At 58.1% G+C, this 23425-nt stretch carries 18 protein-coding genes; 9 read left to right on the top strand and 9 right to left on the bottom strand.

Annotated elements, in window-relative coordinates; all coding sequences use genetic code 11:
* Positions 1-45 precede the first annotated feature (45 nt).
* Positions 46-405, top strand: a complete 360-nt coding sequence (gene queD, locus ACCC84_RS13825) for a 6-carboxytetrahydropterin synthase QueD (RefSeq protein ID WP_004955276.1) — start codon at positions 46-48, stop codon at positions 403-405.
* Positions 406-489: 84 nt separating this feature from the next.
* On the opposite strand, the gene queE is transcribed toward queD, so the two are convergent.
* Positions 490-1161 carry a 7-carboxy-7-deazaguanine synthase QueE gene (gene queE / locus ACCC84_RS13820; protein ID WP_004955279.1) on the bottom strand — a complete coding sequence of 224 codons (672 nt, stop codon included), beginning with the start codon at positions 1159-1161 and terminating at the stop codon, positions 490-492.
* 281 nt (positions 1162-1442) lie between these two features.
* On the opposite strand from queE, the gene ACCC84_RS13815 reads away from it, so the two are divergent.
* The 8 genes from ACCC84_RS13815 (at position 1443) to ACCC84_RS13780 (ending at position 12235) form a co-directional block, all read left to right on the top strand.
* Entirely contained in the window at positions 1443-2780 is a 1338-nt protein-coding gene (locus tag ACCC84_RS13815) for an MFS transporter (RefSeq protein ID WP_004955282.1), read from the top strand.
* Positions 2781-3154: 374 nt separating this feature from the next.
* Positions 3155-4846: a urocanate hydratase gene (hutU, locus tag ACCC84_RS13810; RefSeq protein WP_039991137.1), complete on the top strand. Its 1692-nt coding sequence runs from the start codon at positions 3155-3157 to the stop codon at positions 4844-4846.
* Complete coding sequence (gene hutH, locus ACCC84_RS13805; protein ID WP_004955288.1) at positions 4843-6378, top strand: histidine ammonia-lyase; 1536 nt, start codon at positions 4843-4845, stop codon at positions 6376-6378. The genes hutU and hutH overlap by 4 nt, the downstream gene beginning before the upstream one ends.
* Positions 6379-6477: 99 nt before the next feature.
* Positions 6478-7881: an L-histidine transporter HutT gene (locus ACCC84_RS13800; protein WP_004955290.1), complete on the top strand. Its 1404-nt coding sequence runs from the start codon at positions 6478-6480 to the stop codon at positions 7879-7881.
* A gap of 63 nt (positions 7882-7944) precedes the next feature.
* Complete coding sequence (locus tag ACCC84_RS13795; protein WP_004955292.1) at positions 7945-8925, top strand: ABC transporter substrate-binding protein; 981 nt, start codon at positions 7945-7947, stop codon at positions 8923-8925.
* A gap of 63 nt (positions 8926-8988) precedes the next feature.
* On the top strand, positions 8989-9843 hold the full coding sequence (locus ACCC84_RS13790; RefSeq protein WP_004955295.1) for an ABC transporter permease: 855 nt from the start codon (positions 8989-8991) through the stop codon (positions 9841-9843).
* Complete coding sequence (locus tag ACCC84_RS13785) at positions 9843-10700, top strand: quaternary amine ABC transporter ATP-binding protein (RefSeq protein WP_004955299.1); 858 nt, start codon at positions 9843-9845, stop codon at positions 10698-10700. The genes ACCC84_RS13790 and ACCC84_RS13785 overlap by 1 nt, the downstream gene beginning before the upstream one ends.
* 8 nt (positions 10701-10708) lie before the next feature.
* Positions 10709-12235 (top strand): HAL/PAL/TAL family ammonia-lyase, encoded by a 1527-nt coding sequence (locus ACCC84_RS13780; RefSeq protein ID WP_371901996.1) that lies wholly within the window; start codon positions 10709-10711, stop codon positions 12233-12235.
* A gap of 47 nt (positions 12236-12282) precedes the next feature.
* On the opposite strand, the gene ACCC84_RS13775 is transcribed toward ACCC84_RS13780, so the two are convergent.
* From ACCC84_RS13775 to rlmD, 8 genes are all read right to left on the bottom strand, one after another.
* A complete protein-coding gene (locus ACCC84_RS13775) occupies positions 12283-13479 on the bottom strand; it encodes a methionine gamma-lyase (RefSeq protein WP_039991139.1) in 1197 nt (398 codons plus the stop codon).
* Positions 13480-13511: 32 nt separating this feature from the next.
* Entirely contained in the window at positions 13512-13892 is a 381-nt protein-coding gene (locus tag ACCC84_RS13770; RefSeq protein WP_198773293.1) for a hypothetical protein, read from the bottom strand.
* Positions 13893-13901: 9 nt separating this feature from the next.
* Positions 13902-15092, bottom strand: coding sequence for an NAD(P)/FAD-dependent oxidoreductase (locus tag ACCC84_RS13765; protein WP_371901995.1), 1191 nt, complete (start codon positions 15090-15092; stop codon positions 13902-13904).
* A gap of 294 nt (positions 15093-15386) precedes the next feature.
* Positions 15387-16682 (bottom strand): phosphopyruvate hydratase, encoded by a 1296-nt coding sequence (eno, locus tag ACCC84_RS13760; RefSeq protein WP_004955312.1) that lies wholly within the window; start codon positions 16680-16682, stop codon positions 15387-15389.
* A 207-nt stretch (positions 16683-16889) separates the two neighbouring features.
* Complete coding sequence (gene pyrG, locus ACCC84_RS13755; protein WP_198773292.1) at positions 16890-18527, bottom strand: glutamine hydrolyzing CTP synthase; 1638 nt, start codon at positions 18525-18527, stop codon at positions 16890-16892.
* A gap of 379 nt (positions 18528-18906) precedes the next feature.
* Complete coding sequence (gene mazG / locus ACCC84_RS13750; RefSeq protein ID WP_004955315.1) at positions 18907-19701, bottom strand: nucleoside triphosphate pyrophosphohydrolase; 795 nt, start codon at positions 19699-19701, stop codon at positions 18907-18909.
* Between the two features lie 102 nt (positions 19702-19803).
* Positions 19804-22035: a GTP diphosphokinase gene (gene relA, locus ACCC84_RS13745; protein ID WP_004955316.1), complete on the bottom strand. Its 2232-nt coding sequence runs from the start codon at positions 22033-22035 to the stop codon at positions 19804-19806.
* 9 nt (positions 22036-22044) lie between these two features.
* Positions 22045-23394 carry a 23S rRNA (uracil(1939)-C(5))-methyltransferase RlmD gene (gene rlmD / locus ACCC84_RS13740; RefSeq protein WP_198773289.1) on the bottom strand — a complete coding sequence of 450 codons (1350 nt, stop codon included), beginning with the start codon at positions 23392-23394 and terminating at the stop codon, positions 22045-22047.
* Positions 23395-23425: the final 31 nt, after the last annotated feature.

The raw sequence follows: 23425 nt of genomic DNA, 5'->3' as shown, positions 1-23425 counted from the left end.
TTTCCGGTAGACTTCGCCGGTTTTTGAGTCAATGAGGCCGTAATAATGGCAACCACGCTGTTTAAAGATTTTCAGTTTGAAGCCGCACACCGTTTGCCGCACGTGCCGGAAGGGCATAAATGTGGCCGTCTGCATGGGCATTCGTTTATGGTGCGTCTGGAAGTGACCGGTGAGGTCGATGCCTATACCGGTTGGGTAATGGATTTTGCCGAACTTAAAGCGGTGTTTACTCCCGTCTGGGAACGGTTGGATCACCATTATCTGAACGATATTCCAGGGTTGGAAAATCCCACCAGCGAAGTGCTCGCCGCCTGGATTTGGCAGCAGTTGAAACCGCAATTGCCGGAACTGAGTGCCGTGATGGTCAAGGAAACCTGTACCGCTGGCTGCGTGTATAAAGGCTGATCCCTTGCTACTTGACGTGGCATCGGTGAGCGCCGCCCGCACCGATGCCACGGCCATTATTTTTGGGCTCGACGCCCTGCACTGTTAAGCAATATTCAAATACTTATGGGTTTGCATCGATAACCGCCAGTTGCGGGCGATGCAGGTTTCAATGCACAGTCGGGTGGCCTCGTCTTTCTGACTGATCGGTTGCAAGGCGATAATCCGCCGCTTCTCATCGTTCAACGTATCCAGCAGCGCATCCAGCGCTTCGATATCACGCTGACGCCCCACCGGGTGCTTGATTTCATCGGCGCGCATCAGCGCCTGCTCCAATACCTTCATGCCACCACGCATGTTCACTTTGGGTGAAACCGTCACCCAGGTGCTTGGCGTGCACAAAATCTCATGGGTGCCGCTGGTTTCGATCTGACAGGCGTAGCCGTTAAGTTCGAACAGTTTGGTCAACGGGATCAAATCATAAATGCAGGGTTCGCCGCCAGTGATGACGATATGGCGCGCGGTGTAACCCTGCCGTTGCACCACCTCGAGCAGCTGTTCTGCCGTGGCGCTGCCCCAGGCGTCGCTTTCTTCGGTTTTGACCAGGATCCGCTGCATGTCCACTTCCCGATTGGCTTCCTTTTCCCAGGTGTGTTTGGTGTCGCACCAGCTGCATCCCACCGGGCAGCCCTGCAGGCGGATAAAAATAGCCGGAACGCCGGTGAAGTAACCTTCACCCTGCAAGGTCTGGAACATTTCATTAATCGGGTACTGCATCGGTTTCTCAATTCGGAAGGATAAAGCGTGATTATCGCAGATTCCACGGCGGCGACCAAATCGCGCAGCAGAAGATCGACCGCCTCGCAAAATCTAACAAACAAGCAACAGATAAGATAAATGTATTTGACATTTTTGCTCGCCGACGCCCAGATGTATAGACATGCAAACACAAGCCGGGCGTGCGTTCCGGTAACAACAACAACCGTGAAACAGGCCCACATCAAGCGGCTTGCAGGCAATTCCCCTGCAACTAACGGCATGGCGGGCCGGGAGGGACTATGGCATTTTCCAGCGAGTTGAATATCCAGCAGGCAATTGACGACAGCAGGTTTTCGTTATTCCACTGGACCCTGATTATCCTCGGCTTTCTGATCCTGGCAATTGACGGCTTCGACACCGCAGCAATGGGTTACATTGCGCCGTCGGTGGCAAAAGACTGGGGTATCGTCAAACAGGATCTCGGGCCGGTGCTGAGCGCCGCGCTGTTAGGTCTGTCGCTCGGCGCCCTGGTGGCCGGGCCAATGTCTGACCGCATCGGCCGCAAGCGGGTGCTGGTGTTTTCCTGTCTGTTCTTCGGGCTGTCCAGCCTGGCCACCGCCTATGCCGGTTCGCTGAACAGCCTGACGCTGTGGCGTTTCCTTACCGGCCTGGGCCTGGGTGCGGCGATGCCCAATGCCATCACGCTGATTTCTGAATACGCGCCGCAGCGCTGTCGGTCGCTGGCGATCAACACCATGTACTGCGGCTTTCCGCTGGGCGCGGCGGGGGGCGGTGCCATCTCGTCCTGGTTGATTCCGGCGTACGGCTGGCACAGCGTGCTGCTGCTGGGCGCCATTGCTCCACTGGTGCTAACGGTGTTGCTGGTGCTGTTTTTGCCGGAATCGGTCAAATATATGGTCAATCGCGGCCATGATGCGCAAAAAATCAAGCGCATCGCCCAGCGCTTTGTCAGCCAGAACATCAGTCATGTCACCCACTTCCTGCTGTACGAAGAAAAACTGGCCACCTCGAAAACCAGCGTTGGGTTGTTGTTCAGCGGCCCGTACCTGGTCGGTACCCTGATGCTATGGATCACCTACTTTATGGGGCTGGTGATCTACTACGTACTGCTCAGCTGGATGCCGATCCTGATGCAGGGTCTGGGTTACCAGTTGGAACAATCCGCGCTGCTGACTTCGCTGTTCACCTTTGGCGGTACGCTAGGCATTTTGATCGCCGGCTGGCTGATGGATCGCTGGAATGCGCATAAGGTGGTGTCGAGCGGCTTTGTCGTCACCGCGCTGCTGATCGCGGCCATGGCGATGGAAGACCGTCATATCGTACTGCTGGGGGCGTTGATCTTCCTGATGGGCATCGCGATGAACGGCGCGCAGTCCGGGCTGCAAACGCTGGCGGCCACCTATTACCCTACCCATAGCCGCGCTACCGGTATCGCCTGGATGCAGGGCATTGGGCGCTTTGGCGGCGTAGCCGGTACCTTAACCGGCGCGCAACTGCTGGCACTGCAATGGGAGGTGCAAAGCATCCTGATGTTCCTGTGCGTGCCGGCGCTGGTCGCCGCCATCGCCACCGTGTTCAAGATGACGCGTCGCCCGCTGTTGCAACCAGCCAGCTAAGCCGCGAACGGGCGCAGAGGGTGCGCCCGTTACCGCCAGCGATACGCTTTACTGATATCCCGCCACAATCTGTAATGCATATGTAAAATTATTGTGACTTAACGCTCAGAAATGACGCGATTTTAATTCGATTTTGTTGAATAGCTCACTATTCCTGGCGGCTCCCCCGCAGCCAACGGTGGAAAAAACAAAAACAACCCACTGATTTTAAACATTAATAATTTTTTCTTATGCTATTTTTCGGTATTTCGCCCTTGATGTTGCATATGCTTGTACATACAAGTATATGTTAATAAACCCTACGCACCATTACGACGAGGCACTAACCCAGCCGCGTCATGCAATCTGTACCGATACTGTTTGAGGAAAAAGCTGTGACTGCAAATAACAAAGTTCGCAACGTCGATGTACGCGCGCCTCGCGGCACAACACTAAACGCAAAAAGCTGGCTGACCGAAGCACCGCTGCGCATGCTGATGAACAACCTCGATCCGGAGGTCGCGGAAAACCCGCACGAACTGGTGGTATACGGCGGTATCGGCCGAGCTGCCCGCGACTGGGACTGCTACGACAAAATTGTCGCTACCCTGAAAACGCTGGAAGACGACGAAACGCTGCTGGTGCAATCCGGCAAACCGGTCGGCGTGTTCAAGACCCACAGCAACGCGCCGCGCGTGCTGATCGCCAACTCCAACCTGGTGCCCCACTGGGCCACCTGGGAACACTTCAACGAACTGGATGCCAAAGGCCTGGCAATGTACGGCCAGATGACCGCCGGCAGCTGGATTTACATCGGCAGCCAGGGCATCGTACAGGGCACCTATGAAACCTTCGTCGAAGCCGGCCGTCAGCATTACGACGGCAAGCTGCAGGGCCGCTGGGTTCTGACCGCCGGTCTGGGCGGCATGGGCGGTGCGCAACCGCTGGCCGCCACGCTGGCCGGCGCCTGTTCGCTGAACATCGAATGCCAGCAAAGCCGCATCGATTTCCGCCTGAAGACCCGCTACGTCGACGAACAGGCTAACGATCTGGACGACGCGCTGGCGCGCATCAAACGCTATACCGCCGACGGTAAAGCGGTGTCCATTGCTCTGTGCGGCAACGCGGCAGACATTCTGCCGGAGCTGGTGAAACGCGGCGTACGCCCGGACATGGTGACCGACCAAACCAGCGCCCACGATCCGCTGAACGGCTATCTGCCAAAAGGCTGGAGTTGGGAAGAATACCGTGAACGCGCGCAGCGCGAACCGGCGCGGGTCGTACAGGCCGCCAAGCAATCGATGGCCGAGCACGTACAGGCGATGCTGGCGTTCCAGCAAATGGGCATTCCGACCTTCGATTACGGCAACAACATCCGTCAAATGGCCAAAGAAATGGGCGTCGACAATGCCTTTGACTTCCCGGGCTTCGTACCGGCGTATATCCGCCCGCTGTTCTGTCGTGGCGTCGGCCCGTTCCGCTGGGCTGCGCTGTCTGGCGATCCGCAGGACATCTACAAAACCGACGCCATGGTCAAAGAGCTGATCCCGGACGACGCGCACCTGCACCACTGGCTGGACATGGCCCGCGAGCGCATCAGCTTCCAGGGGCTGCCGGCACGTATCTGCTGGGTTGGCCTTGGTCAACGCGCCAAGCTGGGCCTGGCGTTCAATGAGATGGTGCGCCGCGGCGAACTTTCCGCACCGATCGTTATCGGCCGTGACCACCTCGACTCCGGCTCGGTCGCCAGCCCGAACCGTGAAACCGAAGCCATGCAGGACGGCTCCGACGCCGTTTCCGACTGGCCGCTGCTCAACGCCCTGCTGAATACCGCCAGCGGCGCAACCTGGGTTTCACTGCACCACGGCGGCGGCGTCGGCATGGGCTTTTCACAGCATTCCGGCATGGTGATCGTCTGCGACGGTAGCGACGAAGCCGCCGAACGCATCGCCCGCGTACTGCATAACGATCCAGCTACCGGCGTAATGCGTCATGCCGATGCCGGTTACGACATCGCCATCGACTGCGCGCGCGAACAGGGCCTGAACCTGCCGATGATCGCTGCGACTCAGGGGAACAAAGCATGAAAACCTTGATTATCCGCCCAGGCAAACTTCAGCTATCGCAACTGCGCGAAGTGTATCAACAGCCGGTAAAACTCCAGCTTCCGGACAGCGCCTATGCGGCGATCGATCGCAGCGTGGCCTGCGTTGAACGCATTGTCGAAGAGAACCGCACGACCTACGGCATCAATACCGGCTTTGGTCTGCTGGCCTCGACGCGTATTGCGCGCGAGGATCTGGAAAACCTGCAACGTTCGATCGTGCTGTCGCACGCCGCCGGCGTCGGTGCACCAACCGACGACAATCTGGTACGGCTGATCATGGTGCTGAAGATCAATAGCCTGTCCCGCGGCTTTTCCGGCATTCGTCGTGAAGTGATCGAAGCGTTGATGGCATTGGTCAACGCCGAGGTCTATCCACACATTCCGTTGAAGGGCTCGGTCGGCGCATCGGGCGATCTGGCGCCGCTGGCGCACATGAGCCTGCTGCTGCTGGGCGAAGGCAAGGCGCGCCATCAGGGTGAATGGCTGAGCGCCGACGCCGCACTGGCGAAGGCCGGGCTGAAGCCATTGACGCTGGCGGCCAAAGAAGGCCTGGCGCTGCTGAATGGCACCCAGGTGTCTACCGCCTTTGCGCTGCGCGGCCTGTTTGATGCCGAAGATCTGTACGCCGCCGCCACGGTGTGTGGCAGCCTGACGGTGGAAGCGGCGCTGGGCTCGCGCAGCCCGTTTGATGCACGTATTCATGACGTACGCGGCCAGCGCGGTCAGATCGACGCCGCCGCCGCTTACCGTCACCTGCTGGGTGAACGCAGCGAGGTCTCCGATTCGCATCGCAACTGCGACAAGGTGCAGGATCCCTACTCCCTGCGCTGCCAGCCGCAGGTGATGGGCGCCTGCCTGACGCAGATCCGCCAGGCCAGCGAAGTGCTGGAAGTTGAAGCCAACGCGGTGTCAGACAACCCGCTGGTGTTCGCCGAACAGGGCGACGTACTGTCCGGTGGCAACTTCCACGCCGAGCCGGTAGCGATGGCCGCAGACAATCTGGCGCTGGCGCTGGCGGAAATCGGCTCGTTGGCCGAACGCCGCATTTCACTGATGATGGACAAACACATGTCGCAACTGCCACCGTTCCTGGTGGACAACGGCGGGGTGAACTCCGGCTTTATGATAGCCCAGGTGACTGCCGCGGCGCTGACCAGTGAAAACAAGGCGCTGGCGCACCCGGCCAGCGTCGACAGCATCCCGACCTCGGCCAATCAGGAAGATCATGTGTCGATGGCGCCAGCCGCCGGTCGGCGACTGTGGGAAATGGCCGACAACGTACGCGGCATTATCGCCGTGGAATGGCTGGCCGCCTGCCAGGGGCTGGATCTGCGCAAAGGGCTGCACAGCACCGAAGGGCTGGAACAGGCACGCCGCCTGCTGCGCGAACACGTCAGTTATTACGACAAGGATCGTTTCTTCGCCCCCGACATTGAAGCCGCCAGCCTGCTGTTGGCGGCCGGTCATCTGACGGCGTTAGTCCCTGCGGCGTTGTTGCCAAGCCAGGCATAACCGCCGCTACCCTACATCAAGTTCGTACCTATCCCGCCGGGACAACCCTGGCGGGATAGCGCTGCCCGTCCGATAACAACGCAAAATACGGAGAGCAACATGCGTAACGACGAAACACAACCTTCTCAGTTGCGGCGCGGCCTGAACGCGCGGCACATTCGTTTTATGGCGCTCGGTTCAGCCATTGGTACCGGGCTGTTTTACGGTTCGGCCGGCGCTATCCAACTGGCCGGGCCGGCGGTACTGCTGGCCTACCTGGTCGGCGGCGCGGCGGTGTTCATGGTGATGCGTGCACTGGGAGAAATGGCGGTACACCAGCCGGTTTCCGGTTCGTTCGGCCACTATGCCAGTCACTACCTCGGCCCGCTGGCCGGTTTTCTGACCGGCTGGACCTATACCTTCGAAATGGTGATCGTCGCACTGGCGGACGTCACCGCCTTCGGCATTTACATGGGGCTGTGGTTCCCGGATGTCGCCCAGTGGGTGTGGGTATTGAGCATTATCTTCTTCATTGGCGCGCTCAACCTGTGCAACGTCAAGGTGTTTGGCGAAATGGAATTCTGGCTGTCGCTGATCAAGGTCGCCGCGATCGTGGCGATGATCGTCGGCGGCGCGGCGGTCATGCTGTTTGGCTTCGGCCAGACCCAGGCCGCCACCGGCTTTGACAACCTGTGGCAACACGGCGGTTTTATGCCGAACGGCATCGGCGGCGTGGTGGCCTCGCTGGCGGTGGTGATGTTCGCCTTTGGCGGTATCGAAATCATTGGCATCACCGCCAGTGAAGCAAAGGATCCGGCCAAAATGCTACCGCGGGCGATCAATGCGGTACCGTTGCGCATCCTGCTGTTTTACGTGCTGACGCTGCTGGTACTGATGGCGATATACCCGTGGAACAGCATCGGCCAGAACGGCAGCCCGTTTGTCGAGATCTTCAGCAGTCTGGGCATCAGCTCTGCCGCTCACCTGCTTAACCTGGTGGTGATCACCGCCGCCATTTCCGCCATCAACAGCGATATTTTCGGCGCCGGCCGCATGATGTACGGCATGGCGCAGGAAGGTCAGGCGCCGAAGAGCTTTACCCGGCTGACCGGCAACGGCGTGCCGTGGATGACGGTGCTGGTGATGTCGCTGGCGCTGCTGCTGGGGGTGGTGCTCAACTACCTGATACCGAAACAGGTATTTATGATCATCGCCTCTATCGCTACCTTCGCCACCGTCTGGGTGTGGCTGATGATCCTGCTGTCGCAGATCGCCATGCGCCGCACGCTGAGCAAGGCGGAGATTGCCAGCCTGAGCTTCCCGGTACCGTGGTGGCCGCTGGCCCCCTTGCTGGCGACGGCGTTTATGTTCTTTGTGATTGGCCTGCTCGGTTACTTCGAGGAAAGCCGGATCGCACTGTATGTCGGACTGGTCTGGGTGGCATTGCTCACCCTGGCTTACTGGATGTGGGTGCGCAAAAAAGGCGGGGGATCACCTGTCGCCACCTCACCCCAGGGTCTGTAGTGACGGGGCCCGCCGTTCCCGGGCCCTTACATTCTCCCAAACACATAATGGGGAAAGATAATCATGCAAACCACAACGTCAGTTATTTTTAAAACACTATGGGTACCGCTTATTGCACTCGGATTAACGTTTGCCAGCAGTTCTGCCAAGGCGGCCGGCTGGTGCGAGTCCGGCAAACCGGTCAAGTTTGCCGGACTGAACTGGGAAAGCGGCATGTTGCTGACCGACATCATGCAATACGTGCTGCAAAAGGGTTATGACTGCAAAACCGATGCGCTGCCGGGTAACTCTATCACCATGGAGCAGGCGGTCGGCACCAACGATATCCAGGTGTTTGCCGAAGAGTGGATTGGCCGCAGTGAAGTGTGGAACAAGGCCGAAAAAGCCGGCAAGGCGGTCAGCGTCGGCGCGCCAATCGTTGGTGCGGTGGAAGGCTGGTATGTGCCACGCTATGTGGTCGAAGGCGACGCCAAACGTAACATCAAGCCGTCGGCGCCCGATCTGAAAAGCATTCCGGATCTGGCGAAGTACGCGCAGGTATTCAAGGATCAGGAAGAGCCGAACAAAGGCCGCTTCTATAACTGTCCGGCGGGCTGGACCTGCGAGCTGGACAACACCGCCATCCTGAAAAAATTCAAACTGGACGACAAGCTGACCAATTTCCGCCCCGGCACCGGACCGGCGCTGGATACCGCCATTCTCTCCAGCTACCGCCGCGGCGAACCGATCCTGTTCTACTACTGGTCGCCTACGCCGCTGATGGGTCAGCTCGATTTGGTCAAACTGGAAGAACCCGGCGTGGATAAAAACATTCAGATCAAAGTCGGTCTTTCCAGCGTCTTCAATCAGCAGGCGCCAGAACTGGTGGCGGTGCTGGGCAAGATCAATCTGCCGCTCGATCTGCTGAACCAGAATCTGGCACGGATGAGCAAAGAGCGCATCCGTTCAGACAAGCTGGCGCTGGAGTTCTTCAAGCAGCACCCGGAAATCTGGCAAAGCTGGGTGAGCGAAGACGCAGCGAAGAAAATCCAGGCGTCCCTGTAAGGCGACTGACGTTAGATAACTACCGGGGCCGGCTGAACCCCGGTCCAGACAGGGGCTATATCTATGTTTCCAGAACGCTTTACCTTCTCGATTGCCGATTGGATTAATGGCTGGGTCGATATCCTGGTCAACAACTACGGCGATATGTTTCGCAACATTTCCGACAGCCTGCTGTGGGCGGTGATTCAACTGGAAGGCCTGCTGCGTGCTACGCCGTGGTGGCTAATGCTGGCGGTCGTCGGCTTGCTGGCCTGGCATGCGACCCGCCGCTGGCTGCCGACAGCGGTGATGGTCGGGCTGCTGCTGCTGGTTGGCGCCGCCGGCATGTGGGACAAACTGATGCAAACGCTGGCGCTGGTGCTGGTTGCTACGCTGCTGGCGGTGATCATCGGCATCCCACAGGGTATTTTGGCCGCGCGCAGCGATCGCGTGCGGGCGGTGATGATGCCGCTGATGGACGTAATGCAGACCATGCCAAGCTTTGTCTATCTGATCCCGGTGCTGATGCTGTTCGGCCTGGGCAAGGTGCCAGCGATCCTGGCGACGGTGATTTACGCCACGCCGCCGCTGATCCGCCTGACCGATCTGGGTATTCGCCAGGTCGATAAGGAAGTGATGGAGTCGGTCACCGCATTTGGTGCCAACCGGTGGCAAAAACTGTTCGGCGTCCAGCTGCCGCTGGCACTGCCGAGCATTATGGCCGGTATCAACCAAACCACCATGATGTCGCTGTCAATGGTGGTGGTGGCGTCGATGATCGGCGCACGCGGGCTGGGCGAGGACGTACTGGTGGGCATCCAGACGCTGAACGTCGGGCTGGGGCTGGAAGCCGGCCTGGCCATTGTCATTCTCGCCGTGGTCATTGACCGCATCACTCAGGCCTATGGCCGCTCTGCGGTTGTTGCGAGGGAATCCTGATGAATAAAATCGAAATCAAAAACGTTTACAAGATCTTCGGCCAACGCACCACCGAGGCGCTGGCGCTGAGCCAGCAAGGGAAAACCAAGCCAGAGGTGCAGTCAGCAACCGGCTGCGTGATCGGCGTACACGATCTGTCGATGAGCATCGCTGCCGGTGAGATTTTTGTCATTATGGGGTTGTCCGGATCGGGAAAATCCACCCTGGTGCGCCACTTCAACCGCCTGATCGAGCCGACCAGCGGCGAGATCCTGGTCGACGGCGAAGACATTCTGCGCTACGACGAAAAACAGCTCGAACATTTTCGCCGGCACAAAATCAGTATGGTGTTCCAGAGCTTCGGCCTGCTGCCGCATAAGACGGTGCTGGAGAACGTCGGCTACGGCCTGAAGGTGCGCGGTGAAACCAGAGAAGTTTTTCAGGCGCGAGCGCAACACTGGATCGACACCGTTGGCCTGAAAGGCTATGAGAAATCCTATCCGCATCAACTTTCCGGCGGTATGCGCCAACGCGTCGGACTGGCGCGCGCCCTGGCCACCGACACCGATATCATTCTGCTGGATGAAGCGTTCAGCGCCCTCGATCCGCTGATCCGCGCCGAGATGCAGGATCAACTGCTGGCACTGCAAAAAGAGCTGCATAAGACGCTGGTATTCATCACTCACGATCTGGATGAAGCGGTACGCATCGGTAACCGTATCGCCATCTTGAAGGACGGCAAGCTGATCCAGGTCGGCACCCCGCAGGAGATCCTGAATAATCCGGCAGATGAATACGTCAACCGTTTTGTACAGCGCCGATTGGCGCTGGATGAAAACATGCAAAAACCGCGTCCAATGATGATGGCCAGCGCCTGAGGAGAACCATGATGCATTCCGTTTCCGGCGTGGAGATTGATCGCCAGCCGCTGCGCTGGCAGGACGTGGTGGCAGTAGCGCGCGACGGTGCGCCGCTCAGCCTGTCCCCTGCCGCCTGGGCGCGTATCGACAATGCGCACGGCATCGTCAGGCAGATTGTCGACGGCGAACAGCGCGCTTACGGCGTTAATACCGGACTCGGCGCGCTGTGCAATCAGGCGCTGCACGGTGAACAGTTGGCGCAACTGTCACGCAATACCCTGCTGAGCCATGCCTGCGGTGTCGGTGCGCCGCTCAGCGATAGCCAGACGCGGGCGATCGTCTGCTGCGCCGTGATCAATTACAGCCACGGCAAATCCGGCATCCAGCGTCCGCTGGTGGAAGCGCTGCTGGCGTTGCTCAACCGTGGCATTACGCCACAGGTACCTGCGCAGGGTTCGGTCGGCTATCTGACGCATATGGCGCACGTTGGCGTGGCGCTGCTTGGCCTCGGTCAGGTCAGCTATCGCGGACAGATTGTCGCCGCCAGCCAGGCACTGGCCGAGGAACAGATTGTGCTGCCACCGCTCGGCGCCAAGGACGGTCTGTGCCTGGTGAACGGTACGCCGTGCATGACCGGTCTGGCCTGCCTGGCACTGGCCGATGCCTGGAGTCTGCTGCGTTGGGGCGATGTACTGGGTGCGATGAGTTTTGAAGCGTTACGCGGTCAGCAGGCGGCCTTCGACCAGGAGATCCTGGCCTTGAAGCCGCATCCCGGCATGCAACAGGTGGGGCATAATTTGCGCGCCTTGCTGAGCGGCAGCGAAGTGATTGCCGCCGCAGAAGGCATCCGCACCCAGGATGCATTGAGCATTCGTTCCATACCACAGGTGCACGGCGCCTGCCGCGATCAGTGGGCGCATGCCGCACGGCAGATTGAAAACGAGCTGAACGGTGCCAGCGATAACCCACTGCTACTGGGCACACCGCAACGCTACCGTGTGGTATCGCAGGCCAATCCTCACGGCGAATCGGTAGCAATGGCCGCCGATCTGCTGGCGATTGCCCTGGCAGAACTGGGGGGGATCGCCGAACGCCGCATCGATCGCCTGATCAACCCACTGGTCAGCGGCCTGCCGGCGTTTCTGGTCAGCGAGCCGGGGGTCAACTCCGGCATGATGATCGCTCAATACGTCGCCGCCGCGCTGTGTGCGGAAAACCGCCAGTTGGCGCAGCCGTGCGTGGTGGACAACTACGTCACCTCGGCATTGCAGGAAGATCACCTCAGCCTCGGCACCGGTGCGGCGCTGCGCTTGCATAAGGCGGTGGCCAACTGCCGACAGATTCTGGCGATTGAATACCTGCTGGCCGCCCAGGCGTTTGAGTTCCTGACGCCTACCCGCTTCGGCGTCGGCACCGGGCGTGCCTGGCAACGGCTGCGACAGAGCGTTGCGCCGTATCACCAGGATCGCTGGCTGGCGCCGGATATTGCCGCCAGCGCCGCCCTGATTGCCGATGACGGTGTCCTGGCCGACATCACCCCGTATCTCGCTTAAACCGCTGCGGCCCTTTCGTCGATCAAAGGGCCGCGTCTCCCCTGGAATCACTTCACCTTTGCCAGCGCCTGTTCGATATCGGCGCGCAGATCCTCCACGTCTTCCAGACCGGCAGACAGACGGATCAATCCGTCACTGATGTGGTGACGTTGGCGCTCTTGCTCGCTGTAGGCCGAGTGAGTCATGCTCGCCGGGTGCTGCGCCAGCGTTTCGCAATCCCCCAGGCTGACCGCCCGCAAGATCAATTGCAACGCGTTGAGGAAAGCGATGCCTGCCGCCATTCCACCTTTCAGTTCACAGGCGATCATGCCGCCGGGACGCGCCATCTGCCGCTGTGCCAGCGCGTACTGCGGAAAGGTGTCCAGGCCCGGATAATATACCTGCGCCACCGCCGGATGGCGGGCAAGCATTTCCGCCAGCCGCTGAGCGGTATCGCAGTGTCGTTGCATACGCAGCGGCAGCGTCTTCAAGCCACGTAGCAACAGCGCCGCATCTTGCGCCGACAGCACCGCACCGTTCATGTCCTTGAGGCCGATAAGGCGGATCTGTTGCGCCAGTTCCGAGGTGGTAATCACCAAGCCGGCCAGCAGATCGCCATGACCACCAAGGTATTTGGTGGCAGAATGCACCACGATATCCGCCCCCAGCGCCAGCGGCTGTTGCAGATACGGCGTGCAATAGGTGTTGTCGACCAGCAGCAGCGCGCGCTGGCGATGCGTAATCTCCGCCACCGCCTGAATATCCACCAGACGCATGTTCGGATTGGCGGGCGTTTCGCAGTACACCAGACGGGTACGCGGGCCAATGGCCGACGCCAGCTTCTCTGGCTGCGTCATGTCAACGTGCGTCACCTTGACGCCAAAACGTGCCAGACCATGATGAAAATAACTGAACGTGCAACCATAAATGGTTTCATCAACGATCAGTTCATCGCCCGGCGCCAGCAGCGTCCAGCAACAGGCGGTCACCGCCCCCATGCCGGAGGAAAAGGCCACCGCCGCCTCGCCGCCCTCCAGATTGGCAATACGCTGCTCCAGCAGGTGCAGGGTCGGGTTGGCAATGCGTGAATAAAAATAGCCGTGCTCAGTGCCGGCAAAGCAGGCACCGCCATACTCCGCCGAGGGAAAGGTAAAGGTCGAACTCATAAATACCGGTGGGCAAAGCGCGCCGTGATACTGCTGCGGATCATAACCGTAATGAATCGCACGAGTGGCAAAAGCCTGTTTGACTGGATGAGTAGACATAGACGCGTCCTGTACGATGAACAGTGGAAGAATTACTCTTCGGGGGATTCCGCCGGTAAGCGGCTGCTACGCATACGCTGCCCGATGATTTGCAACGTGCGCAATACCAGCATCAACCCCAGCAGGGTATCCGGTTGGCGCAGCACCCCATATAACGCACGCAAACTGGCGGTCGGCGCATCGCGTTGCAGTTCGCTGTGCGCCATTTTTAGTGCCATGCCGCCTTCCCAACCCAATGCGGTGAGATCCTCAAACAGCCCTGCCAGTTTCTCCACCAGCGCGTTGTCGGCGATATCGGTCAGATCCGACAGCAGCGACAGCAGGTCGACAACGTTGTCCAACCTGCCGCTCGCCAACAGCGGAGATAATTTATCCATCAGCGCCGTCAGCGCTTCGTTCTGCGTTGCTTCCATGGCGCCTCCTTAAATCAACCCGCGTACCGTGGCCCAATACAGACCGCGGTTAAATCCGTTGCGTAGCATGCCGCCCAGCTTGGTGGCCGGAGTCGGCACCACGTCGTGACGGTAGTCATAAACCAGCGGCATACCCGCCTGCAGCCCCATTTGCGCCACCGCCTGCACCTTGCCGTCGTAATGACAGATCGGTTGTCCAAGCCGCATTTCCGCTACGATATTGTCGGCAATCACCGGCGCCTGATTATGGCAAGACCCTCCAGCCTTGCTGATCGGCAGATCCACCGTATCGCCAATCACATACACTCCTTGCTGGCCATAAACCTGCAACGTTTGCGGATCGGTCGGCAGCCAGCCCTCACCGTTATCAATGTCGCTCAAACCGGTATTGCGTACCGCCTCCACCGCTCGGATCGGTGGCGTTGCCATCAGAATATCGAACGGTTGCTCTTCCCCCTCGGAGGAATAGGCCACGCGCCGTTCGGTATCCACCCGATCGAGAGTGAATCCCCGCTGGTGCCTGATGCCGCGCGCTTCAAATATCGCCGGCAACGCTTCACCGGTGGGGCGTTGTAAAAACAGGCAGTTGCGCAACAGCTGTGAAATCGTCGGATAGGTGTAAACAATCTCGACCGCCTTGCGCACCCCACGCCGCCGCAGATAATCATCCAGCATCAGCGTGGTTTCAATCGGTGCGATGCCGCACTGATGTGGGACGTTGGGAGTCTGTGGGAAGGAAACGGTAATAAAGATGCGGCCTTTTTCAATGGTCGCCAGCTTGTGCGCCAGTTGCCGTGCTGCCGTATATTGATAGAAATGATCGCCGGCCTGCGCCAGGCCGGTTATTTTATCCGGCCAGGGAACGCAGCCGGTAGCGAATACCAAAAAATCGTAGCCGTATTTATTTCCGCTATGCGTTACAACCTGGCGCTGCTGGAAATCAAAACGTTCCGCCTTATCGACGACAAATTTAATTTCTGGCCGCAACAGACTTTGCTGCGAGCGCATTAATTCCTGTTTAAAAAATGCATTAAACGCCACATACATAAATGCTGGCTTGTAATAATGCAGCGCCGTTTGCGATATCATTAATAACTCGACTTTATTATTAATAATTTCACGATGCAGCTTGGCGGCAAGAAGGTTAGCCAGCATGGTGCCCCCCGTACCGCCACCAACGATCACAATTCTTTTGCGCATGGTTCCCCACTCTGCCAATTTTTATCACCTTGGCCACAGTATGAAGTTTATTTGCCAGAATTGAGTCTAGTAACAGATGAATATAACGCAAAACCAAATGGAATAAATAAATATTTATTTTTATTAGTTAAATAAAACCAAAGGGATAAGAATATTGTTTAAATGAATTAATAATACAGGAACTACTATCAAACTATTTATAACCGCACTCACCGTTATTATTGCCTATACGATCGACAGCCATAAAAAAACCCGCCGTAGCGGGTTTTAAATTAATCACCGGGAAAAGCGTGATTACTGACCTTTAACTTCTTTGAGGCCATTGAATGGCGCGCGGTCGCCCAGCGCTTCTTCGATACGAATCAGCTGGTTGTATTTGGCGACGCGGTCAGAACGGCTCATGGAACCGGTCTTGATTTGGCCAGCCGCAGTGCCTACCGCCAGATCGGCGATGGTCGCGTCTTCGGTTTCACCTGAACGGTGAGAGATCACCGCGGTGTAGCCAGCATCTTTAGCCATCTTGATTGCAGCCAGGGTTTCGGTCAGAGAACCGATCTGGTTGAATTTGATCAGGATGGAGTTGGCGATGCCTTTCTCGATGCCTTCTTTCAGGATTTTGGTGTTGGTAACGAACAGATCGTCGCCAACCAGCTGGATTTTGTCGCCCAGCACTTTGGTCTGGTAAGCAAAACCGTCCCAGTCAGATTCGTCCAGACCGTCTTCGATAGACACGATCGGGTACTGCTTGGTCAGCTCTTCCAGGAAGTGGGTGAACTCTTCAGAAGTGAAGGCTTTGTTGCCTTCGCCAGCCAGCACATATTTGCCATCTTTGTAGAATTCGGATGCTGCACAGTCCATCGCCAGGGTCACGTCTTTGCCCAGCTCGTAACCGGCCGCTTTCACCGCTTCGGCGATAACTGCCAGCGCTTCGGCGTTGGAACCCAGGTTAGGCGCGTAGCCGCCTTCGTCGCCAACGGCGGTGTTCAGGCCTTTGGCCTTCAGCACTTTCGCCAGGTGGTGGAACACTTCGGAACCGATACGTACCGCGTCTTTCAGCGTCTTGGCGCCAACCGGCTGAATCATGAACTCCTGAATGTCGACGTTGTTGTCGGCGTGCTCGCCGCCGTTGATGATGTTCATCATCGGCAGAGGCATGGAGAATTTGCCTGGGGTGCCGTTCAGTTCAGCGATGTGCTCGTACAGCGGCATGCCTTTAGAGGCCGCAGCCGCCTTGGCCGCAGCCAGGGAAACCGCCAGAATGGCGTTGGCGCCGAACTGGGATTTGTTCTCGGTGCCGTCCAGCTCGATCATGATCTTGTCGATGTTCGCCTGGTCTTTGGCATCTTTGCCCAGCACGGCCTGAGCGATTGGCCCATTTACTGCTGCAACGGCTTTCAGTACGCCTTTACCCAGGAAACGAGACTTGTCACCGTCGCGCAGTTCCAGTGCTTCACGGGAACCGGTAGAAGCACCTGACGGCGCAGCAGCCAGACCAACGAAACCGCCTTCCAGATGCACTTCGGCTTCAACGGTTGGGTTGCCGCGTGAATCGATGATTTCACGGCCGATGACTTTAACGATTTTGGACATATAGGTTTTCCTCAGTCACAAGTTGAATATACCCTTGGTTTTTCAAGCCGCATCGTTGTTGGCTGCGGCTGCTCGCCCCAGTCACCTGGTGGTCCAGGCTGTCGAGGATGCACATCCTTGCCGACTGAATGCAGCTCGAAATCCGTTGGGTAACAAATCCCAGACAAACAACGCGCGGTTTATGCCGCGCGTTGCCTACCAAAACTCTTATTTCACTTGACGCTTCTGGTGCTCACCCGCCGCCTTGACAAAGCCAGCGAATAACGGATGCCCATCACGCGGCGTCGAAGTAAACTCAGGGTGGAACTGACAAGCAACAAACCATGGGTGGTTCGGCAGCTCGATAATTTCTACCAGCTTGTTGTCTGCGGAACGGCCTGCCACACGCAACCCGGCAGCTTCGATCTGCTTCAACAGCATGTTGTTGACTTCATAACGGTGACGGTGACGCTCAACGATGGTGGCTTCGCCGTACATCTGGCGCACCAGGCTGTTGTCGGTCAGGTGACATTGCTGACCACCGACGCGCATCGTGCCGCCCAAATCGCTTTCTTCGGTACGCACTTCAACGTTGCCGTCTTCGTCGCGCCATTCGGTGATCAACGCCACCACAGGATATTTACAGTCTGGCACAAATTCGGTCGAGTTGGCGTGTTCCATACCCGCTACGTTACGGGCGAACTCCATCAGCGCAACCTGCATACCCAGGCAGATGCCCAGATACGGAATATTGTTTTCACGCGCGTACTGCGCGGTCATCACCTTACCTTCAACGCCACGGTAACCGAAGCCGCCAGGGATCAGGATCGCATCCAGACCTTTCAGCACGTCGACACCGCGGGTTTCAACGTCCTGCGAATCGATCAGCTTGATGTTGACCGTCAGACGGTTCTTCAGGCCACCGTGCTTCAACGCCTCGATCACCGACTTGTAGGCATCCGGCAGTTCGACGTACTTGCCGACCATGCCGATGGTTACTTCGCCGCCTGGGTTCGCTTCTTCGTAAATCACCTGTTCCCATTCGGCCAGATTGGCTTCCGGCACGTTCAGGCTGAATCGTTTACAAATATAATCATCAAGCCCCTGAGATTTCAATAGGCCTGGAATTTTATAAATAGAATCAACGTCTTTCAGCGAGATAACCGCTTTTTCCGGCACGTTGCAGAAAAGTGCGATTTTGGCGCGTTCGTTAGCAGGAACCACGCGATCGGAACGGCAAATCAGCACATCCGGCTGGATACCGATGGAAAGCAGCTCTTTTACGGAATGCTGGGTAGGCTTGGTTTTTACTTCACCGGCAGCGGCCATGTACGGCACCAGCGTCAGGTGCATGTACAGCGTATGCTCGCGGCCCACTTCAACCGCCATCTGGCGGATGGCTTCGAGGAACGGCAGCGATTCGATGTCGCCGACGGTACCGCCGATTTCCACCAGCACCACATCGTGGCCTTCGCCACCTTCGATGATGCGTTCCTTGATAGCGTTGGTGATGTGCGGGATAACCTGTACGGTCGCGCCCAGGTAATCGCCACGGCGCTCTTTACGCAGTACGTCGGAATAGATACGGCCAGTGGTGAAGTTGTTACGGCGCGTCATTTTGGTGCGGATGAAGCGCTCGTAGTGACCCAAGTCCAGATCGGTTTCAGCGCCGTCTTCGGTGACGAAAACTTCCCCATGCTGGATCGGGCTCATGGTGCCCGGATCCACGTTGATGTACGGGTCCAGTTTCATGATGGTAACGTTGAGGCCACGGGCTTCAAGAATAGCCGCCAGAGAGGCTGCGGCAATGCCTTTACCCAGAGAGGATACGACCCCGCCGGTCACAAAAATATAATTAGTTGTCATGCTGAACCTGAGAGTTTAGGTTTAAAGACGATGGAAGAACCAAGACGGGAAAGTAGTATACCCGAACCTCTCTTGACCTACAAACGATCGTTTTACTCGCCATCATCTCTGTCGTCACCGTATGTTCCTCGAGGTTTAGCCTGTCAGCGCCGTCGACTCACTCTTTTCAAAACAATGAGTTAGTGGGAAAAGTTTTTGTTTAATGCCATTCTGCCGCGCTAAAACGTCTTACATTTCAGTTTGTTGGCCTTTTCCCCTCGCCCCGATGCACGGCGGCGAAACCATTTCCAGCTTAACCGTTTCAGCTTGGACGAACCTTGTCACCGATCAAACAAGCGGCAGGATTACCCTACCGCTGATGAGACAACAAAAAGGCCGTTTAGTTTTCGGCTTTCTTCACCTGTTGCCAGGCCTGCTCCATCTGTTCCAGCGTGGCCTCCTCCGTCGTCAGGCCCTGCTGCGCGATCAGGCTTTCCACCTGACGGAAGCGTCGCTCGAACTTGCGATTGGCGGCCTGGAGCGCGGTTTCCGCCTTATGGCCCAGATGGCGTGACAGATTCACCGTGGCGAACAGCAGGTCGCCGATTTCCTCTTCCAACTTCTGTGGGTCGACCACCGCCTGCTGCGCTTCGTGCATCACTTCGTCGATTTCTTCGTACACTTTGTCGAGCACCGGACCAAGGGTATGCCAGTCAAACCCCACCGAGGCACAGCGCTTTTGAATTTTGTGCGCCTTCATCAGCGCCGGCAGCGCCGTGGGAATGTCGTCCAGCACCGAATGCAACGCCTTCTCCGCGCGCTCCCCGGCCTTCAGCTGTTCCCAGCGGGCAGCCACCGCACCGACATCGCGCGCCACGGCATCACCAAAGATGTGCGGGTGACGCCGCTCCAGCTTATCGCTGATGGCATTACACAGGTCGTTGAAATCGAACAGCCCCTGCTCTTGCCCCATCTGGGCATAGAACACTACCTGGAACAGCAGATCCCCCAGCTCGTCGCGCAGATCGGCATAGTCGCGACGCGCGATGGCGTCCAGCACTTCGTAGGTTTCTTCCAGCGTGTAGGGCGCAATGCTGGCAAAGGTCTGTTGGCGATCCCACGGGCAACCGCTGTCGGGGTCGCGCAGCGTTTTCATGATGGTAAGCAGACGCTGCAAGGCAATAGGTTGAGTCATGTAAACATCTCTGGCAAAAGAAAGGGCCGGTTACGGCCCATAGGGGGTGATGCCGGAGGGATCTCCCCCCGGCAACCAGACGGCACGAAACACGCCGGGGATTCAGCTGCCGTGCAGCCGCTTGGCATCGATCACGTCCGGCAACTGGTTCAGCTTGGCCAACACCCGCCCCAGCACCTGCTGGTTGTAGATTTCGATATCCATATCGATGGTTGCCACCTGCTTTTTGGTATCGCTCCTGCTGGCCACGCCCAGCACGTTGACCTTTTCATTGGCCAGGATGGTGGTGATATCGCGTAGCAGACCACTGCGATCGTTGGCCGTTACGCGCACCACCAGCGAATAGCCGCTGGAATAGCTTTCGCCCCACACCGCGTCGACGATACGCTCCGGAGCATGGGATTGCAGTTCGGCCAGTTGATCGCAATCGGCGCGGTGGATCGAGATCCCACGCCCCTGGGTGATAAAGCCAATGATGTCATCGCCCGGGATCGGTTGGCAGCAACGCGCGATGTGATGCATCAGGTTGCCAACGCCCTCCACCACCACCCGACCGTCGTCCTTGCGACGCGTAGTCGGCGGCGCCTTGTGCTGCACCAGTTGACGCAGGGCTTCGCGATCCTGCTCCTCGGCGCTCGGTTTGTTGAACTTGCCTTGCAGGAAGTTGACCATCTGATTGAGGCGAATATCGCCGCCGCCGATCGCCGCCAGCACTTCATCCAGCGAGTTCATGTTGTAACGCGGGATCAGCAGCTTTTCCGCGTCCTTCAGGCTGATGCCAAGATGCTCCAACTCATTGTCGAGCATTTGCCGTCCGGCCAGTATATTCTTGTCACGATCCTGCTTGCGGAACCAGTTGTGTATCTTAGAACGGCCGCGGCTGGTGGTCACGTAGCCCAGGTTCGGGTTCAGCCAGTCACGGCTGGGGTTCGGCTGCTTCTGGGTGATGATTTCGATCTGATCGCCCATCTGCAACTGATAGGTAAACGGCACGATGCGCCCGCCAATCTTGGCGCCAATACAGCGGTGACCGACATCGCTGTGAATGTGGTAGGCGAAATCCAGCGGCGTAGAGCCGGCCGGCAGATCCACCACGTCGCCCTTCGGCGTAAATACGTACACCCGGTCGTCGAACACCTGGCTGCGTACTTCGTCGAGCATTTCGCCGGAGTCGGCCATTTCTTCCTGCCAGGCAATCAGCTTGCGTAGCCAGGCAATACGTTCTTCATAGCCGGAGCGCACCGTGGCGATGGCGCCCTCTTTGTATTTCCAGTGTGCCGCCACGCCCAGCTCGGCGTCTTCATGCATCTGCCGGGTACGGATCTGGATTTCAACCGTTTTGCCGCGCGGCCCGAGCACCACGGTATGGATTGACTGATAGCCGTTCGGTTTCGGGTTGGCGACATAGTCGTCGAACTCGTCAGGCAGGTGGCGGAAATGGGTATGCACGATGCCCAGCGCCGCGTAGCAGTCTTGCAGACGTTCGGCCACGATACGCACCGCGCGCACGTCGAACAGCTCATCGAACGCCAGCGCCTTCTTCTGCATTTTGCGCCAGATGCTGTAGATGTGTTTTGGCCGGCCATAAATATCGACCTTGATGCCTTCGTCGACCATCGCCTTGCGCAACGAGGAGACGAAGTCGTCGATAAACTGCTCGCGATCGATGCGTCGTTCATGCAACAGCTTGGCAATGCGCTTGTATTCTTCCGGGTGCAGATAACGGAAGCAGAAATCCTCCAGCTCCCATTTCAACTGGCCGATACCCAGCCGGTTAGCCAGCGGCGCATAAATGTTGGAACACTCTTTGGCCGCCAGTACACGTTCGTCTTCCGGCGCGTCCTTGACCTCTCGCAAATGGGCGATACGCTCCGCCAGCTTGATCACCACGCAGCGGAAATCTTCCACCATCGCCAGCAACATGCGGCGCACGTTATCGACCTGCTCAGAGCCCATCGAATCGTTGTGCGTCGCCTTCAATTGACGAATGGCGTCCATGTCGCGCACGCCGTGCACCAGGGCGACGATGCCCTTGCCGAAGGTCTCGCTCAGGGTATCTTCCGCCACCACGTTGGCATCAACCAGCGGGAACAGCAGCGCGGCGCGCATGCTGTCGTTGTCCATGCTGAGCGTCGACAGGATTTCCACCATTTCCAGACCGCGCCATAACAGGATCGGCGCATCGGGATGATGCTGAGTTTGCTGCTCACAGTAGCGCCAGGTTGCGGCTAAACGCTCACATGACTGCGGGTTAGGTAGCCCAAGGCTTTCGATCCACGCATCGAGCGCGAATTCGCCCGCCGTGTTCAGATGTGCACTTCTTACCGCAACCATACCTTCTCCCTACTTTGCAGCGGCCCCTGACGCCGTGTCGTTTATAAACAGCGCCATTGATTCAAGATGCCCCGTGTGCGGGAACATATCCAACATTCGCACACGCGCAAGACGATAACCGGCGGCCAGCAATACCTTGCTGTCGCGTGCCAGCGTGCTGGGATTACAGGAAACGTAAACCACTCGCTCTGGCGCCAGTTTTACAATATGTGACATCACACCAGCCGCACCCGCGCGGGCAGGATCCAGCATCACTTTATCAAATCCCTGTGCTGCCCAAGGCTGCCGCTCAACGTCATCTTCCAGATTCTCATGGAAGAAAGACGCATTATTCAGCAAATTCTTATGTGCATTATATTGCCCATTCGCTACCAGCGTGGCAACACCTTCGATGCCCACCACCGCTTTGGCGCGCCGGGCCAGCGGCAGGGTAAAGTTGCCCATGCCGCAGAACAGATCCAATACACGATCATTGGGTTGTAGCTCGAGCCATTCAAGGGCCTGAGCCACCATTTGCTGGTTTACCGCGTCATTGACCTGAATGAAGTCACGCGGACTGAAGTCTAAGCGTAGTCCGTCAACCTGATAATACGGCGTTTCACCGCACAGTTTTTCCAGCCGTTCGCTGTTGGCCGCCAGAAAAACTGCTAGCGTATGCTGCTCGGCAAACGCCAGCAGCGCCTGGCGATCGGCCGGTTTCAGCGCGTCAAGATGGCGCAGCACCAGAAGCGGGCCGTTGTCCGCCAGCACCAGCTCCGCATGGCCCAGGCGATTGGCGGCTTGCAGGCTGCTCAGGCAGGCGTGCAGCGGTTGCAGCAGCCGCTCCAGCGCTGGTGCCAGCACCGGACAGTGGCTGATGGGCACCAGATCGTTGGATGCCGCCTGGCGGAACCCCATCGTCAACGACTGTCGCCGGGGTTGCCAGGCCAGCCCCAGACGTGCACGGCGCCGATAACCATACTGCGGCCCGGCAATCACCGGTTCCGGCGGCACTCTGACGCCGGTTTCCCGTTCGATCATCCGCCCCAGCGCCGCCGCCTTGCTCTGCTGCTGCAACGCCGCATCGGCGTGCTGCTGCTGGCAACCGCCGCACACGCCAAAATGCGGACACTGCGGCTCAACCCGCTGCGGGCTGCGCGTCAGCAGGCGTTTCAGCTTGCCTTTGGCGAACTGACGCTTATCTTCCGTCAGCTGAATTTCCGCCTGTTCGCCCGGCAGTACCCCGGCGACAAATACCGCCTTGCCGTTGTGACGCGCCACGCCCTGGCCAAAGGGATCGAGATCGTCCACGGTAACGGTCAATATTTGTGGACTTTGCCGGGTCGTCACGCGGCGTTTGGGAGAGTAGAATTGCGCCATAAAATTGTCGATTGCTGGTTCATTAAGCTAG

Source organism: Serratia odorifera (assembly GCF_041448735.1).
Classification (GTDB): domain Bacteria; phylum Pseudomonadota; class Gammaproteobacteria; order Enterobacterales; family Enterobacteriaceae; genus Serratia_F; species Serratia_F odorifera.
Note: the sequence above shows the minus strand (reverse complement) of the source record. Positions and strands in the feature narration are given on the sequence as shown.